This is a genomic window from Phycisphaerae bacterium (assembly GCA_024102815.1).
In the GTDB taxonomy this organism is placed as follows: Bacteria; Planctomycetota; Phycisphaerae; order UBA1845; family UBA1845; genus JAGFJJ01.
This window is the reverse complement of the sequence record JAGFJJ010000048.1, coordinates 365471-380920: the sequence shown is the minus strand read 5'-3', so window position 1 is coordinate 380920 and position 15450 is coordinate 365471. Positions and strand designations below refer to the sequence as shown.

At 61.1% G+C, this 15450-nt stretch carries 14 protein-coding genes; 5 read left to right on the top strand and 9 right to left on the bottom strand.

Annotated elements, in window-relative coordinates; genetic code table 11:
- The first annotated feature begins 44 nt into the window (after nt 1–44).
- The 3 genes from J5J06_12660 to J5J06_12650 all read left to right on the top strand — a co-directional run bounded on the left by J5J06_12660 (nt 45) and on the right by J5J06_12650 (nt 3520).
- Nucleotides 45–938 carry a hypothetical protein gene (locus J5J06_12660; GenBank protein MCO6437936.1) on the top strand — a complete coding sequence of 298 codons (894 nt, stop codon included), beginning with the start codon at nt 45–47 and terminating at the stop codon, nt 936–938.
- 693 nt (nt 939–1631) lie between these two features.
- A complete protein-coding gene (locus tag J5J06_12655; protein MCO6437935.1) occupies nt 1632–2504 on the top strand; it encodes an IPTL-CTERM sorting domain-containing protein in 873 nt (290 codons plus the stop codon).
- Between the two features lie 461 nt (nt 2505–2965).
- Entirely contained in the window at nt 2966–3520 is a 555-nt protein-coding gene (locus tag J5J06_12650; GenBank protein MCO6437934.1) for a rhomboid family intramembrane serine protease, read from the top strand.
- Nucleotides 3521–3538: 18 nt separating this feature from the next.
- On the opposite strand, the gene J5J06_12645 is transcribed toward J5J06_12650, so the two are convergent.
- Nucleotides 3539–5656, bottom strand: coding sequence for a cytochrome b/b6 domain-containing protein (locus tag J5J06_12645; protein MCO6437933.1), 2118 nt, complete (start codon nt 5654–5656; stop codon nt 3539–3541).
- A gap of 417 nt (nt 5657–6073) precedes the next feature.
- On the opposite strand from J5J06_12645, the gene J5J06_12640 reads away from it, so the two are divergent.
- Nucleotides 6074–6928, top strand: a complete 855-nt coding sequence (locus J5J06_12640; protein MCO6437932.1) for a DUF1963 domain-containing protein — start codon at nt 6074–6076, stop codon at nt 6926–6928.
- Between the two features lie 347 nt (nt 6929–7275).
- The gene (locus J5J06_12635) at nt 7276–7836 is read left to right on the top strand and encodes a hypothetical protein (protein MCO6437931.1); all 561 of its coding nucleotides are present in this window, start codon (nt 7276–7278) and stop codon (nt 7834–7836) included.
- A 55-nt stretch (nt 7837–7891) separates the two neighbouring features.
- On the opposite strand, the gene J5J06_12630 is transcribed toward J5J06_12635, so the two are convergent.
- The 8 genes from J5J06_12630 to J5J06_12595 all read right to left on the bottom strand — a co-directional run bounded on the left by J5J06_12630 (nt 7892) and on the right by J5J06_12595 (nt 15440).
- On the bottom strand, nt 7892–9355 hold the full coding sequence (locus J5J06_12630; protein MCO6437930.1) for an RtcB family protein: 1464 nt from the start codon (nt 9353–9355) through the stop codon (nt 7892–7894).
- A gap of 207 nt (nt 9356–9562) precedes the next feature.
- A complete protein-coding gene (locus J5J06_12625; protein MCO6437929.1) occupies nt 9563–10018 on the bottom strand; it encodes an archease in 456 nt (151 codons plus the stop codon).
- Between the two features lie 55 nt (nt 10019–10073).
- Complete coding sequence (locus J5J06_12620) at nt 10074–10838, bottom strand: sulfite exporter TauE/SafE family protein (protein ID MCO6437928.1); 765 nt, start codon at nt 10836–10838, stop codon at nt 10074–10076.
- Between the two features lie 33 nt (nt 10839–10871).
- Nucleotides 10872–11687, bottom strand: a complete 816-nt coding sequence (locus tag J5J06_12615) for an SDR family oxidoreductase (protein MCO6437927.1) — start codon at nt 11685–11687, stop codon at nt 10872–10874.
- On the bottom strand, nt 11684–12130 hold the full coding sequence (locus J5J06_12610) for a beta-hydroxyacyl-ACP dehydratase (protein MCO6437926.1): 447 nt from the start codon (nt 12128–12130) through the stop codon (nt 11684–11686). Before J5J06_12610 ends, J5J06_12615 begins: the two co-directional genes overlap by 4 nt.
- A gap of 16 nt (nt 12131–12146) precedes the next feature.
- The gene (locus tag J5J06_12605; protein MCO6437925.1) at nt 12147–13580 is read right to left on the bottom strand and encodes an NAD(P)/FAD-dependent oxidoreductase; all 1434 of its coding nucleotides are present in this window, start codon (nt 13578–13580) and stop codon (nt 12147–12149) included.
- A gap of 122 nt (nt 13581–13702) precedes the next feature.
- The gene (locus J5J06_12600; protein MCO6437924.1) at nt 13703–15091 is read right to left on the bottom strand and encodes an NAD(P)/FAD-dependent oxidoreductase; all 1389 of its coding nucleotides are present in this window, start codon (nt 15089–15091) and stop codon (nt 13703–13705) included.
- Nucleotides 15092–15182: 91 nt separating this feature from the next.
- Complete coding sequence (locus J5J06_12595) at nt 15183–15440, bottom strand: acyl carrier protein (protein ID MCO6437923.1); 258 nt, start codon at nt 15438–15440, stop codon at nt 15183–15185.
- Between the last annotated feature and the right edge of the window lie 10 nt (nt 15441–15450).

Below are 15450 nucleotides of genomic sequence, written 5' to 3'. Positions count from 1 at the left end.
CGTCGGAGAACTGTCCGGCGTTGAATTGTAGAGGAGAGATGCTCATGTTCGGATCATTGGGAATTCGGATGCCAATGGGTGTTTTCACGGTGGCGTTGCTGTTGGCGATGATGGACGTTGATGTGATGGCCGCTTGCACGGAAAAGTGCGAACGCAAGTGGTTCTCCAATCTCCACTACGAATGCGAGCCGGCTGGCGCCGATTGTGGTTCGGGCTGCAAATGCAGAAATGTCAGCGGCGTTAGCGGGTTTGTGTCATGGAAGGACTGCAAGTGCAAGGCGACAGCGGCCGCCAGCGCGGGTGAAATCATGGAGGCGAGTGGAAGCTGGGGCGTTGTCTTGACGGGCGGCGCGGTAGCGCCCGGGTCCACGGCTTCGTTTACGTTGCAATGGAATCCTAACAGTGAGATTACGATATTTGACCACTTCGACCTTACGCCGAACGGTCTGGATTTTGATGTTACCGTGGCGCAATTCCTCGACGGCCCAACCGAGTTCACCGGCACGTTTCAACTGTCTTTCGGCGCCGGGCCGCCGGACCAGATTCCGGTTGAGATCGTGCAATTGAACTTGACTGCGTCGTCGTTCATGTTCCTCGGGCAGCCTACGGGCCCGAATACGATCATTCTCGGGCCCTTGGCCGCTGGCGTGCAGGGCAACTACGACTCCACCACGGGAATCATTCAATTCGATGATCCGGTACCAGCGATCGGCTCCAACAGCCTGTTTCCCGGCGGCAAGGCGATTTCCTTGCGGCCCGCCCTTGCCCCCAACGGTCCCGGGTACGACTTGTTCCCGTCAGCTTCCGCAATCTTCGGCGGGCCGGTGCCCGCAGCATCAGAGTGGGGGTTGGTCGCCATGGCGCTTCTCGTGGCGAGCGCAGCCACGGCACTGTTGGTGGGTGGACGCGCCTACGGCGCCAGAAGAGCGCGGGCGTAATACCGCCTTGCCGATACCCTCGGCGTCATTCCGACGGTTTGCACCGTATCCGGGGAGGGCAACCAAAGGAGACGCTGCGCGCGTCGCCGAGTATGCACACAGAATCCCAAGGTGCTCGGCGTTCTCGTAGACAGCGTGCAGGAAATCCTCGGCCACCTCAAGGACAAGCAATCGGCCTTAAAGAAGGAACAAGTGGCCGGTGGATAAAGACGTACTGGATCACGACTGGTGTTGTCAGTCGGGCCTATGGCTCAGCAGTCGAACTACTCTCGAATTCTCGCCGCAATCGGAAATAAGGGAGAGTGCGATAGGAAGATGGGTCTCCCTGCAAACACGAGACGCTCTGCGGTGGGTTAAATTGGTGCTGCATCCCGACCTACGTTAACATACTCCCTCTCTCCATTTTTCGACGCAAACGCAGCGGCACCAGGCAATATTTTTCTCTTGCCTAATCACGATCTCAGTGACTATTGTTGGGCCCCAGTGAAGGACCCGTTCGGGCTGGGTCACGTTCATCACATCCATTTCTGGATTGAGCTGGCCGCGCATCTGGGAGAGGAGGTCATTTCACTGGGATTCCGCATCAACTTGGGCGGCGCGGCATGATGCACTCGGCAGCGGGCTGGCGGTCAACGTGACTGGCCACGACCCGGATTCCAACCTGGCAATCGCACGTCAAGAGGAGAGACGACCATGACAATCACCTCATGCTTCAAGCAGCCGCATTTGCTGATGTTCATCGCGGCAATCGTAATGGCATCGTCGAGCGACAAAGTCCACGCCAATAAAGGCAAATGTGCCCGAATGTGGGTAACCAACCTTCACTACAATTGCGCTCCGGCAGGGGCAAATTGCGGAGGGAATTGCACGTGCAAGGATGTCGCCGGAAACATTTGGAGAGACTGCTATTGCCTTGCACCGGGCGTTACCAGCAGCGGTGATAAATGTGAGGGAAGCGGAAGCTGGCGGGTCGTCGTCACTGCGGGAGTGGTCGCGCCCAATTCCACGGCGTCATTCGAATTGCAGCCGGCCGGCGGCAACGTGCTCGAGATTGTTGACCACGCCAACATCCTTCCCGACGGAACGTTCTCCGCATCGCAGACACTTACGGGTCCCACGGAGTTTGCAGGAACATTTCAACTATCCTTCGGATCCGGTCCGCCCGATCAGATCCCGGTCGAGATCGTGCAGCTGAATCTGACCGCGGCCTCCATAACGTTCTTGGGGAACCCGACGGGGCCGAATTCGGTAACTGCGGGTCCGTCGACGTCGAGCGTCCAGGGGAATTTCGATTCCACAACGGGAATAATCCAGTTTGACGATCCGGTCCCGGCCATTGGCACGAATAATCTGTTCCCATCGGGGAGGGAAATCCTCTTGCGCCCAGCCTTAGCGCCCAATGGTCCTGACTACGACCTCTTGCCGTCGGCGGCCGTCGTGTTTGCTGAATCTGTCCCCACGACTTCGGAATGGGGGCTGGCTGCGATGGCGCTTCTCGTCCTGAGCGCCGCCACGGCACTTTTCGTTGGCAGGCGCATTTTCCGCACAGGGAAGCCGGCGGCCTAGCACCGCTTTGCCGAGACCGCACGGTTCTGAAGCCCTCGCGGCGGTTCCTGGCGCGAGGAATCGACCGGGGAGACTGCGCGCGTCGTCAAGCGTGGGTACAATATCCCACCATGCCCGGCCGCGCATCCTTGACAGAGGTCGTCTACCGCTCGTCCGATGGACGCGCCGGTCATGCCCGCGCGCTGGCCCTCAAGGCTGCGGGCATCGACCATATCGTCGCCTTCGACGGCCGCGAGTTCGTCATCCTCGTGTCGGCGGAAGATACCCCGGCCGCGCTCGAGGAGATCGAGGCCTACGAGGAGGAAAACCCTGAGCCAACCATCGAGGAGCCCATCAGGCACGTCCCGCCCGAACCACCCGGCCGGGGATGGCTCGGCGTGGCGGGCTATGCGGCCGCGCTGATCGGCGTCGCCGGGCTCGAGCACTATGGGTTGATCTCACACCATTGGCTGCGCGCCGGCATGACGCACGCCGAGGCCATCCGCCACGGCGAAGTCTGGCGGACGATTACGGCCCTCACGCTTCACGCCGACGGATTGCACCTCGTCTCGAACTTGCTCTTCGGCGGGCTCTTTGGTCTCTTCGCCGGGCAGATCCTCGGATCAGGTGTCGCCTGGCTGAGCATTCTCCTCGCCGGCGGCGCGGGCAACCTGCTCAACGCCTGGATTCGCGAACCGCAGCACACTTCCATTGGTGCCTCGACGGCCGTTTTCGCCACGCTGGGCATGGTGGCGGCGCTTTCGTGGAGTCGGCGCATGCCCGGTCGGCGTTCGTGGATGCTGCGTCTGGCGCCGCTGATCGGCGCGGCCGTGCTGTTGAGTTTCCTCGGCACCGGCGGCGAACGCACCGACGTCTTGGCGCACGTTACCGGCTTCACCAGCGGCGCCGCCCTCGGCGCGATCGAAAGCCGACTGAGTGACCGCATTCGCCGGTCGCGGATTTTCCAATGTATTCTCGGCTTCGCGGCGATTGGATTGCTGGTGGTGAGTTGGGCGGTGGCGCTGAGGTCGGCTTAAGCCAAGCGAAGCGACCTCCTAATCAAGATGTTCATCGCCAGCCGATCGCCCGGAAAGGCCACTGCGGATGCCGGCTGGGAACTCCGGACTCTCCGGATGCTCCTCGTCATACATTCCCTTGGGCATTTTGCCGGACCACCAGGCGGGGTTCATCGGGGTAATGGCGGGCCGGAAAACGGTGCCGTAGATGTGCCAGATCAGAATCGCAAGCGTTGCCAGCCAGGCTTCGTAATAGTGGATCACCAAGGCTACTTGCAGGAATCCCTTGGGGAAATATGGAGCGACGTCATTGTCGAACCAAAGGAGAAGCCCGGTGATCGACATGATGATTGTGCCCCAGACCAACGCCCAGTACTCCGCCTTTTCCAGATAGCTGAAGCGGCCGAAGCGTGCACGGTGCTTCTTCAAACCGAGGAAATGCAGAGCGTTCTGTTTCAAATCAGCAAGATCCTTCCGGGAGGCGATCATGTCGCGTAGCCATCGGCGCCCCCGCGCACCGAAGAGATACACAAGGTGCCAGAAGGACGCGAGTATCAGGACAGTTCCGGCCACACGGTGGATAATCCCGCGAACGGTAAAGCCGTTATCCCATCCGAACATCAAACGAGCCCACCACGACTGATCGAATCTCAGACCGAATCCCGTTACTACCAGCACGACGAACGACAGCATTAACACCCAGTGCTGGGCTACCTCATTCGTGCTCAGACGAACGACGAGGGGCTTGCTGGCTTGGTCGCGCACCGTGCTCCACCAGTCGCCAACGTTGTGAACGACCATGAATCCGATCGTTACCGCGATGAGAGCGATATAGAATTCGGTGAAGAAGTGAGCCCAGCCGGATCTCATGGTCGTCTCGGTCTGATGTATTGGCGTGCTCGCGACACGCTGCGAGATTCCTGGGTGGCAATGGCCGCAAGTATGCTGGAGATTGCCTTGGTTGATCGAAGAATCCGGGTCGCTCGAGGGAAGCACGCGATGGGCCCCGTGGCAGGACGCGCAGTTGGCGACGAGCGTGTCACCCGCCCGGGCCTTCAGTCCGTGATAGCTTCCCACGTACGTGTTGAGGCGTCCGCCGGGCAGTCCGTATCGCTGGCTGAGAACGACCGAGTCATGACACGGCGAACAGGTCTGCACGGCGACTTGTGTGGGACTCACCGGCGAGCGCGGGTCGGTGATCCGGAAGATACCGTGCTCGCCGTGACAACGCGTACAAACGGGTGCCCCGACTTCGCCGCGCGCAACGAGTTGTCCGTGGATGCCCGCCCAGTAATCTTTGACGATGGCCTTGTGACAACGCCCGCAGGTATTGGGGATGTTGAAATAGTAAATCGAAGACTTCGGGCTGGCAGGCCCCAGGATCAGGTGGGCGCTTCGTTTGCCGTTGGAGCCGGCCGCCGCGTGGCAGTCTTCGCACGTGGCCGCAACGGATGAGCCCGGTATCGCGGATGTGCCATGCACGCTGATGTGGTACGTACTCACGAATGCCGCGGAGAGCTGGTAGTACTTCTTTGCCAGGTCGACCTTTCCGTGGCAACGCCGGCAAGTATCGGGGAGTCGGTCCGGGTTGACGTGCGATCGTGGGTCTGAAGGCGACAGGATATCGTGCGCCCCGTGACAGCGTGCGCACGTCGGAATGTCCGGGTTCTTGCCGACGACTCCCGGTCCGTGCATCGTGTAGAGTGCGGCCTCATCGTCGTGGCAGTCACCGCAGTCGACCGGTGGAAGGTGGATCGGGTGAGGAGGTTTCTTCGGCGGCAGAGACTCGGGCACAGCCAGCTGCTCGATCCCCGCGTGACAGTCCGTGCAATCTAAGTCCCCATGAACCGAAGCACTGAACGGCACGACCTGCTTGGGCAAGTCGGGCACGTACTCGGCGTGATGACAGGCCAGGCACTTGGTCGTATCGGGCTTGCCGCCCAACGACGTCAATTCGCTCGCTTGGGGTGCTGCTGTGGCGGGAACCTGTCCGAGAGCCGGCGCCGATCCGGCGACAATTGCCAAGGCGACAAACAGCACCATTGCGAACGGATTCAAGTTGCCCGATTTCACTTCGCCGGGAGTCTCGCGACAGTGGGCACGCAGGTGCACTGTGGCGTTGAAACGCTCGACAGCGTATTCAGCGGCTATCGCCATAGCGGTCACCAATCGCCGGAAGTGCGGCAAGGACGGCTTCGACAGTGCCGAACGGCCAGGGTGCCGAAGACTGCGAACACCGCGCGGAAGGCGACCGGTGGAAGCCGTGCGCGGTTCTCCGAATTCGCGTGTCGGAGTGCGTTTTCGGCGGCGCGACTGATTTGCGGCGATTGCTCCAATCAAGAACACCCCTTCCTTACCCTCGCAGGCTGATTCCGCAAGCGCCATTCCAGAGGCGTTACGGAGATGACATGCAAACCGCTTGCCGGCGGCACGTAAGCGGATGCCCTTAAAGTCTGAGTTTTGTCGGGACCGGTGGCGGTGGGATTGCTGGCGGTGAGTAGGGGACTGGCGTTACAACCGAGCGGCCTTGCGCGATGGTGCTGGCCGGATTGCTTCGCTCGGTGAAGGCCTGCGATGACGAAAGAGAAGATCATCGAGTTGGCAAAGCAGAAGGGCTTCTCGCGTATTGACGCGATCGAGGAGCTCGCTCGTCCTGCGGTCAGTTTCCGCCCCGCGATCGACCCATCGGACGTTCCGCTCTCGATATCTCGCCTTGGGGGACTGCCCCTGTTGCCGCCCGGTCAGGCTTGGCCAAGCTACAAGGGGCGCAGCCTTGCTTTCATAGCCCAAGTGGCCTTGGACGAGCTACCACCCATGATGGACCAGGGCTTTCCGGCGCGCGGGTTACTGTCCTTCTTCTATAACGCCGAACAGAGTACTTGGGGATTCGATCCGAAAGATGCGGGTAGTTTCTTAGTGCTTTACACACCCAATGGCCACGATGCCGTAGCTGCCTTCGAGGATTGGCCGGAGGACATCCCTGAGGACGCCCGTTTCCCGGCGTGTGGCTTGGCGGCCAAGACCACCGCCACCATTCCCCCACAAGAATCATTCCCCATTGACAATTTGCAGCTGTCTTCTGAGCAGGACGATCGATACTTCGATTTTCTCCAGGCGGTAGGAGCCGAAGATACGAGTTACGCGGGGATGTTGCTGGGCGGATACCCTGATGTGATTCAGGGCGACATAATGCTGGAGTGCGCGCTTGTTTCAGCCGGGATATGTTGCGATGGCGATGAATTCAGAGATCCGCAGATTCAAGAGTATCGGCGAGAGAGCCAGAACTGGCGCCTGCTCCTGCAAGTCCCCAGTTGCGAGGAGGCGGGGATGATGTGGGGCGACTTGGGTTATCTTTATTATTGCATCCACGAGTCTGACCTGTTGGAAAGACGTTTCGGCAAGTCTTGGATGGTCCTCCAGTGTTCGTAGAGCCGGTGAGCCGTATGTCTCCCCAGACTCCGGCGTGCGCCGGGGTGGTCGGTGCGTATGTCCGCGCCTCTAATACCGTGGCTATGGGCCCGGTCGTCGATATCGGGGTAGGGCAGGCGGTTCGCATGCCTCAACTACTAAACGCGCAAGGCACCCCATCGCCACCGCTGTGTCGCGCCCAACCTGAGAGAGAAGGCCGCTGCATCTCCGCGACCGACGCAAAGGGTTTCAGTAGTCACGCTTCGGGGGCGTTATGGTGAAGGCATGCGAACCGCCAGTCCTTCGCCCCGCGAACCGCATGCCCCACAAGTCTTGACGATAGGCGGAAGCGAGTTAGGTTGGTGGGCATGTCGAGGGTACAGGGGATTCGCGATCGGATTGAGGATGCTCGCGTCCTGTTGAAGGCAAGTCGCTGCGACGGCGCTTTTGTCCTTGCGTTGGTCGCTGTGGCAGGGCTCTCACGAATTCGATACCCGGGAACGACGCCACAGCGAGTGTATTTCGACAAGCTCTTGGATTACCACCCAGATCAGCACGCAAATACGAAAGACAGGCGAGCGAAGGTGGACGAATCGCGCAAGATGAAAGACGGACAGGCTTTTAAGTGTATGATCCTCGATCTAATCAGCGATGTAATTGTGCCGAATCCGCAACCTGGACGGTTTGCACCCCGCGAGAACATTCGCATTCCATTCGGCAAGTCGAGGATACTCACGAACATCGAGGAATTATTCTACAAGGCGTTTCGGAATTCATTCATTCATGAAGGCCGGTTGACCGACGACGCGTATCTCACCGCGCCCACGATTGAGGGCGAAGTGCTTCGACTCAATGATCCAACGGGCATCCCTGTGAGATGGATTCCGAATCTGCTCGCCGCGTTAGCCAAGGCGCCAGAGCTGGGTTGAAGAACGTACTTCCTACACGACGCATGTGGTCTGCGAAAAGCCGAAGGTGGCGTTGCTACCCCTTTATCACCCCCACCGGCCTCAGCTTTGCCACCTTCCGGCTAATCGACGCTGAATGCAGCACATCCACCACCTGGATCACATCCTTGTAGGCGTCGGGCTGTTCCTCTTCCAATCCCGTCCGGCCGCGCGCCCGGGCGATGACCCCGCGATCGGCCAGCTCCTGCTTGATCGACCGCCCCTTGCTCGCACGGATGGCCGCCCCGCGCGACATTCTCCTACCCGCCCCGTGGCAGCAACTCCCAAAGGTATGTTCCATAGAGCCCGGCTGACCCACGAGCACATAACTGCTGCGCCCCATATCGCCGGGGACGAGCACCGGCTGGCCGATGCCGCGATACCGCTCGGGCAGTTCCGGGTGTCCCGGCGGAAAGGCTCGGGTTGCTCCCTTGCGATGCACGCATAGCTCCGCGGTTCGGTCGTCCACGTCATAGGGTTCCATCTTGGCGATGTTGTGGGCCACGTCGTAGACCAGGTGCATGCCGAGTCGCTCGGCCGACGTCTCGAACACGCGGGCGAAGGCTTCGCGGGCGAGGTGGGTCATGATCTGCCGGTTACACCAGGCGAAGTTGGCCGCCGCCCGCATCGCCCCGAGGTACTTCTTCCCCTCGGGCGAATCGACCGGGGCGCAGACAAGCTGCTTGTCGGGCAGGTCGATGCCGTACTTGCGCGGCGTGTCCCGCAGGTCTTTGAGGGCGTCGTCGCACACCTGGTATCCCAGCCCCCGCGAGCCGGAGTGGATGAGCACGGTCACATACCCTTTTTCCAGTCCCATAGCCTTCGCTGCCGGGGCGTCGTCAATGTGCTCGACATACTGCACTTCGAGAAAGTGATTTCCGCTGCCCAGCGTGCCGCACTGGTCGCCGCCGCGTTGAAGCGCGCGATCGGAGACGAGGTCGGGCTCGGCATGGGGGATCCGCCCGCCGGCTTCGGTCGATTCGACATCGCTGCTCCAGCCCAGTCCGCGATCGACGACGTACTTCGAGCCGATCTCCATCAGGTCGCGCAGCTCGCGACGGTCGAACTTGATCACGCCGCCCTGCCCCACGCCGCAGGGCACGTCGCGGAAGAGCTGGTTGACGAGCTTCTCCATGCGCGGGCGGGCGTCGTCGATGGTGATGTTGGTGCGGATCAGCCGCACGCCGCAGTTGATGTCGTAGCCCACGCCGCCGGGCGAGATCACGCCGCCTTGCGTCGGGTCGGTGGCCGCGACCCCGCCGATGCAGAACCCGTAGCCCCAGTGAATGTCGGGCATGGCCAGGGAGTAACGCACGATCCCCGGCAGGCAGGCGACGTTGGCCACCTGTTCCGGCGATTTGTCCTGCTTGATGGCTTCGACGAGCTTGGCGTCGGCGTAAATGAGTCCGTCGACGCGCATGCCCTCCTTGTAGGATTTTGGGATTCGCCAGCGGCAATGATCCACGCGTTCCAGCGGCCCGGTGTAATGTTCATTGGGCATGACATTCTCACAATTGGCAAATCTATCACATATGTAAGTTCGCGCAGACTGATGCCTGTGGCTCAGAAGATGGTCCGAACGGCGGACCCCTCAGTGACTCACTCGACTCCCGCTCGTCTTTTCTCTTCCCCTTCGTGGCTTCGTGGCTCAGTCGCTCCGTGGCTTCTTCCTCTTTCCTGTTGCCTACTGCCCGTTGCCTGTTGCCTCTCAAATATCCACAATCACCGTCGCCTCGAACCCGCCCGCGATCTTGCGAATATCCAGCTCGTGATAGGTGATGGCCTTCACCTCGCGGTGGAATGCCGAACGCTCGGGATCGATACGGGCGGTTTCGCCCACGATCACAAGCCGCGACGCGTCGAATGCTTCCACCACCGGCCGGACGACAATTACCTGGCCGCGTTCAAAGAGTACCAGCAGTTCATCCAGATAATCCCTTAGCAGCACGGACGGGTCTTCGCCGGATGCCTCGAAGCGCAGCGGATCGCTCGGCTCCCCGGCGACCAACTCCCCGATGATCGCGTACAGCGCCTTTCCCGCCGGCTCGACCAGCCCGGGCATGGTCGCTGCGCGAACGCGAAAGCCCATGTCGGCCGTGTGGTCGAAGATTTCGAAAGACGATTCCACGCAAGGAATGTTACGGCGGGCAAGAACCTCGTCCAAGCAAGACGCGCTACCTAAGAGCCGTGGGACGGGTCGATCGCCCCCCCCAACGCCATTATTGAGAATTCAACAGCCCCCACGCCCCGTCCACCAGCAACACCTTCAGCCCCGCGATGGTCAGCCCGATGCGATAGGCAATCACGAAATGATGCTCGCGCACCAGGCCGACGACGCGCTTACCGAGGACCGTCCCCGGCACGGCCAGCAGGATCATCACCAGCGCGATGGAACCCAACCGCGACACGTCCAGATCGCGCAGGGCAAGAAACACTGGAATCTTGGCCACGTGCGTCACGAGCTGGCATACGGCCTTGGTGGCGATCAGCCGCTCTTTGACGAAGTCCCGGCGAATGAACATCGGACCGATCAGCGGTCCGACGGCACCGATCGTGAGTGACGCTACGCCCGCCACCAATCCCAGCCCGACGAAATCCCACCAGTGTCCCGCCCCGCCCCCTCGCTTCTTCGGTTTCGGAAGGTACGTCGCCGCCAGGATGTACGCCCCGATGAGCATTTTCAGCCACGGCTCGGCCTCATCGGCCTCACCCATCGCCCGGAGCAGAAACATCCCCGCGACCATGCCCGGCGCCGCGCCGAGCGAAAATCGTCCGAGCGTCGGCCAGTCCACATTGCGGAGAAAGACAAGCACCCGCGTTCCGTTGCTGAAGAGCTGCACGAAAGCATGCAGGGGAATGGCCTCACCGTGCGACAGGAAAGTCAGCACGACCGCCAGCATGAGCATCCCCCCGGCCATCCCGATGACGCCGGAGATGAACGCCCCGATGAATGCGGCCAGACCCAATGCAACGTAGATCAGCATGTGCGAATCGTAGCAGGGCAGCAGCGATTCCGCCTACTCCGCCGGCCAGACGCCGCGAAGGGTATGCTTGACGATCGACTCGTCGAAGTAGTTCGTCTCCATGCCCGCATCAACCACGATGCCCTGGGCATTGATCCCGCTGGAGCGCTCGCTGAGCAGGAACGTGGCCACGTTGGCGACCTCCTCCGTCGTCAGCGCTTCCTTTCGCAACGCGGCCTGCTCGGCGTAGAGATAATGGTCGATGTATCCGGGAATGCCGGCCGAGGCGCTGGTTTTGAGCAATCCCGCGCACACGGCGTTGAATCGCACCCGCGAAAACTGGCTGAACGACTTGGCCAGAAAGGCGATCGAAGAATCCAGCGCCGCCTTGGCCGGCGCCATGTAACCGTAACTCTCCACCGCCATGCGCGTCGTCGAGATGGAAATGGTCACCACGCTCGCGTTCGGGTCGAGCAGTTTCTGAAACGCATTGGCAATCGCGATTAGTGAATAACAACTCACCGACACGCACTGGAGGAAGTCTTCCCGACTCACCTCGTGGAATTTCCCCGAGAAGTTCTCGTAATTGGCGAAGGCGATGGAGTGGACGATCCCGTGAATGACCGGGTGCCGCTTGCCGACCGCTTCCGCCAGCGCCGCGATCTGCCCGTCCTGCTCCACATCGCAGGTGAAAATGTCCCGCTCCGGCAGCAGCTTCGCCACTCCTTCGCGCCGCGCCTCGGAACGAACACTGTAAACGACCTTCGCGCCGGCTTCTTCCAGAACCTTCCCGACGTGATAGGCCACGCTGCGGCGGTTGGCCACGCCGAACACGACAAACGTCTTGTCCTCGACGTTCAGAAAACTCACGCCCCGGCGCTCTCTTCCTTGGCCAGCATGCAGGCAAAGCCCACGCGCAGAACCGGCGCTTCCTCCACGTTGATTCGCCCGGTCAGGTAGTACGCCTCGTCGAGCACGTCGTCGATCCGCGCCTCGATGCTCAGCACATCCCCCGGCCGGACCATCCGCCGGAACTTCGCATCATTGATCCGCGTCACCACCGGTACGCCCGATGCCATCGCTTTGTCACCCACGCGCCGCGCAATCAGCACCGCCCCCGCCTGGAAGCAGCACTCGCACAGCAGCACGCCCGGCATGACCGGAAAGTGCGGATAATGCCCGCGAAAGAAATCCGACTCGGGGCTGACCTGCTTACGCGCCAGAATACGGTCGGAGTCAATCTCTACAATTTCATCCAGGAACAGAAATGGCGGGCGGTGAGGAATCGCACGAAGAATCTCTTCCCGACTCATAACCGCCCCTCCAGCCCTAACCCGCCACCGACATCGGCCTCTTCGCGTGTAAGTGGCTTTCGACCTCGTTGGCCACGATGACACCGTAGTTGATCGCCCCCAGCCAGCCCGACATGATGATCCCCACCGAGCCCGCGTGATAAAGCCCCTCGACCTGCTTGGGCAAATCCATGCTCACCTGCAAGCCCTCGAACTTGGTGCCGAACGTCGCCCCGGCCGCGTGCTGCGTGTAAAAGTGAAACGTCTTCGGCGTAGATGCTTCCACGTGTTCGATCTTTCCGCGAATCCCCGGCAAGTACTTCTCCAGCGCGTCGATCGTCGACTCGATCATGTGCTGCTTATCGCGGGCGTATTCCTCTTCGGTCAGGTTGACCCAGTCCGACCAATTGGCGTTGGTCGAGGAGACAATGGCATAGCGATCCGACCCTGGCCGGATGTCCGGATAGTACATCGAGAATGTGCGACTGGTGATGTTCTTCGCACAAAGCCGCACAGAGTCAAACTCAGGATCGACCGAAGTAAACAGCAGATCGCCGATGTAATCGATCCGCGCGCCCTTGCGCAGACCCATATACACCTGGCAACTGCTGTTGTTGAGCCGCACCGTCTTCGCCTGCTCGGCGTAATTCTTGGGTAGCTGATCGTAACCCACAAGCTTGCCCAGCGTCGTTTTCAGGTTGGCGTTCGACAGCACGACCTCGGCCGGGATCATCCGCCCGTCCGCTTCGACACCCACCACATGCCCGTCGCGCACGACAATGCGCTCCACCATCACACTCTGTCGCAGGTCCACGCCGTTGGCGATCATCTCCCGCTTCATCAGTTGAATGAGCAGGTCGGTCCCGCCGCGGAAGATGTAAACGCCCTTGCTCATGAAGTTGGAGAACACGATGCCATATGTGATCGCCGGATCGTCCAGCGTCGAGCCGTTGGCGTAGGCGATGGGTTCCATAAGCAGCCGCCAGACGTCCGTCCGCCCCGGGAAGAACTGCTCGAACAGCTCCCGCGTGGTCATGCTCTGGTCGTCGTAGAAGTCCATCGCCCGGGCGGTGTCGAAAAACCGCTGCACCGTTTCCGCCTCGACGCCGAAGCGCTCGATGAGAATCCGCGTGAAATCCTCGCGGTCGAAGGTCGTTTCCAGTGAGAACTGTGGATTGTCGAAGCGGATGCCGCGAAGCTGCACGATGGAATCGGCGATCTCCTTCGTCCAGTATTTGCGGCAGCTCTTGATCATGCCGATGGGAAAGCCGTGCAGCGAGATATCGAAGATGTGCCCGCCGCGCCGCCGAAACCACGTGGCCATGCCCCCGAAGTTGTAGTGCTGCTCGAGCAGCAGCACGCTCCGCCCGCTCTTGGCGAGGTAGTTGGCCGCGGTCATTCCCGCCAGACCCGAACCGATGACGATGACGTCATACTTCGGACGAAGGTTGCGCAATCGATCTTTGGCCATTTCTGAATGTTCAGCCCGAATCGTGTATCGGGAGGCAAACAGGTGCGCTGCTTTCTTGCCGCCGCGATTCCGCCCAGTCTTTTTCTTCCCCTGTTGCCTATTGCCCGTTGCCTGTTACCTTCTTATTTCCCCAACACATGCATGTTCGCGACGGTAATTCCGCTGAGCATGGCCCCGATGATACCCAGATAGCCCTGATCCGTCCCGCACAGAAAGAGGTTCGCCCAGGGGGTCCGCCCATCCCGGGCCTTTCGGGTTGTCCCGTACACGGCGCCGTTCTCGTGCCCCGTGTAGTGGCGGATCGTACGCGGCGTGAACGTGTCCATGAAGACAATGTGCCGTGCGATCCCCGGCGCAATCCGCTCCGCCCTCTGGCGGAACGACGCCTCGACCTCGGCCTTCTGTGCCGCGTAAACATCCTCCGCGACCCCGATCCAGCGCCGCGGATGGGCCATCCAGGTCATCCGCAGCACGCCCTCGGCCATGTCCTCGTGACCCTCGTAATTGCTCGGCGCGCAGATGACGCCGCTGCGCGGATCAATCGGCCCGTCCGGCACGGCATATGTGAACCGTTCCGCATCGTTGTAGAACGCGATCGCCGCCTCCCAGCCGAACTTCTGCGGAAGCGTATCGAGAACGGCGATGCTCTCCACGAAAGAAATCTGCCCCGGGGGGAATTCGCTCGCCCACTCCTGCCCTGATTCCGTTCCGCACAGCGCCATCGTTTCGTGCAGTCCGATTGACGACAGCACGACATCGGCCGAAATCGTCTCCCCATTCTCCAGTTCGATCCCCTGCACCCGGTCGTCCTCGACAATCAGTCGCCTGACGCCGCTGCGCATTTTGATCGTGCCGCCGTTCTTGTGGAACGTGCGGACCAGCGCCCGGATGATGCGCCGCACGCCCTCTCGCGGACGGGCGAACCCTTCCAGGAAGATGGCCTTGAACAGCGTGACGAACGACGTGAAGTCCAGATCGTGCTCTTCCGGACTGCCATAGTAGAAAATCGGACAAAGGAGCATGTCGACAAGCACAGGGTCGCGGACGTAATCACCGAGCACGGCCCGCGTCGACCGCCAGGGCAGATCGAGCCGCGCGTCGTCATACTCGCCGATGAATGCTACGAGCCGGCGAAAATTGTCCGCCTCTTGCGGGAATTCCCGCGACACTTCCTCGATCAGCACCGCCGCATCGTTGGTGAACCGCAGCCGCCGCCCGGGAAACAGCACTTCCGAATGGCGCTGCGGAAGAAGACCCAGTTCGTCACGACTCAGGCGAAGTTGCCGCAAGAGCTTGTTCAGCGGGGCGCCGCGCCTCTCGGGCGGCGCGATGTTCGTGACGGCGTGCAGGCCGACGTCGAACGCACGCCCTTCCAGCGTGTAGTACGAATTCAAGCCGCCGAATGCGTAGTGTCTTTCGAAGATGCGAACCCGGTGGCCGAAATAGGCGAGGCGTATGCCCGCGGCCAAGCCGGACATCCCCGCCCCGATGATGACGACGTCGAAATGCATGGATGTTCGGCGAACGCCGCGTTGCGCCAACGACCACCACGGAGCCCGGCCAGCGCCGCCCGATGGAAGTTCAATTCGCGTGCCCGTACGGTCAGGCGTTCACTTGCGCGGAGAGCTTGGGGGCCAGGTATTCGACGCAACTGTCCAGCGTCGCCAGCGCGGGGTAGTCCTCCTTGGGGACCTCCACTTTGTAGCGCTTGCGCAGCTCCATCACGATGTCCAGAAAATCCATCGAGTCCAAGTCGAGCTGATCACGCAGCCGCACGTCCCCCTGGATGTTGCTCAGATCCGCGTCCGGCGCGATTGTCGCGATAATATCGAGGATCATTCCTCGAACCTGCTGCTCCATCGTCCTTCCC

Coding starts and splice junctions, on each gene's coding strand:
- J5J06_12655 (MCO6437935.1), top strand. CDS start 1,632: ATGACAATCACCTCATGCTTCAAGCAGCCGCATTTGCTGATGTTCATC.
- J5J06_12630 (MCO6437930.1), bottom strand. CDS start 9,355: ATGCCCAATGAACATTACACCGGGCCGCTGGAACGCGTGGATCATTGC.
- J5J06_12660 (MCO6437936.1), top strand. CDS start 45: ATGTTCGGATCATTGGGAATTCGGATGCCAATGGGTGTTTTCACGGTG.
- J5J06_12640 (MCO6437932.1), top strand. CDS start 6,074: ATGACGAAAGAGAAGATCATCGAGTTGGCAAAGCAGAAGGGCTTCTCG.
- J5J06_12610 (MCO6437926.1), bottom strand. CDS start 12,130: ATGAGTCGGGAAGAGATTCTTCGTGCGATTCCTCACCGCCCGCCATTT.
- J5J06_12600 (MCO6437924.1), bottom strand. CDS start 15,091: ATGCATTTCGACGTCGTCATCATCGGGGCGGGGATGTCCGGCTTGGCC.
- J5J06_12620 (MCO6437928.1), bottom strand. CDS start 10,838: ATGCTGATCTACGTTGCATTGGGTCTGGCCGCATTCATCGGGGCGTTC.
- J5J06_12635 (MCO6437931.1), top strand. CDS start 7,276: ATGTCGAGGGTACAGGGGATTCGCGATCGGATTGAGGATGCTCGCGTC.
- J5J06_12595 (MCO6437923.1), bottom strand. CDS start 15,440: ATGGAGCAGCAGGTTCGAGGAATGATCCTCGATATTATCGCGACAATC.
- J5J06_12605 (MCO6437925.1), bottom strand. CDS start 13,580: ATGGCCAAAGATCGATTGCGCAACCTTCGTCCGAAGTATGACGTCATC.
- J5J06_12645 (MCO6437933.1), bottom strand. CDS start 5,656: ATGGCGATAGCCGCTGAATACGCTGTCGAGCGTTTCAACGCCACAGTG.
- J5J06_12650 (MCO6437934.1), top strand. CDS start 2,966: ATGACGCACGCCGAGGCCATCCGCCACGGCGAAGTCTGGCGGACGATT.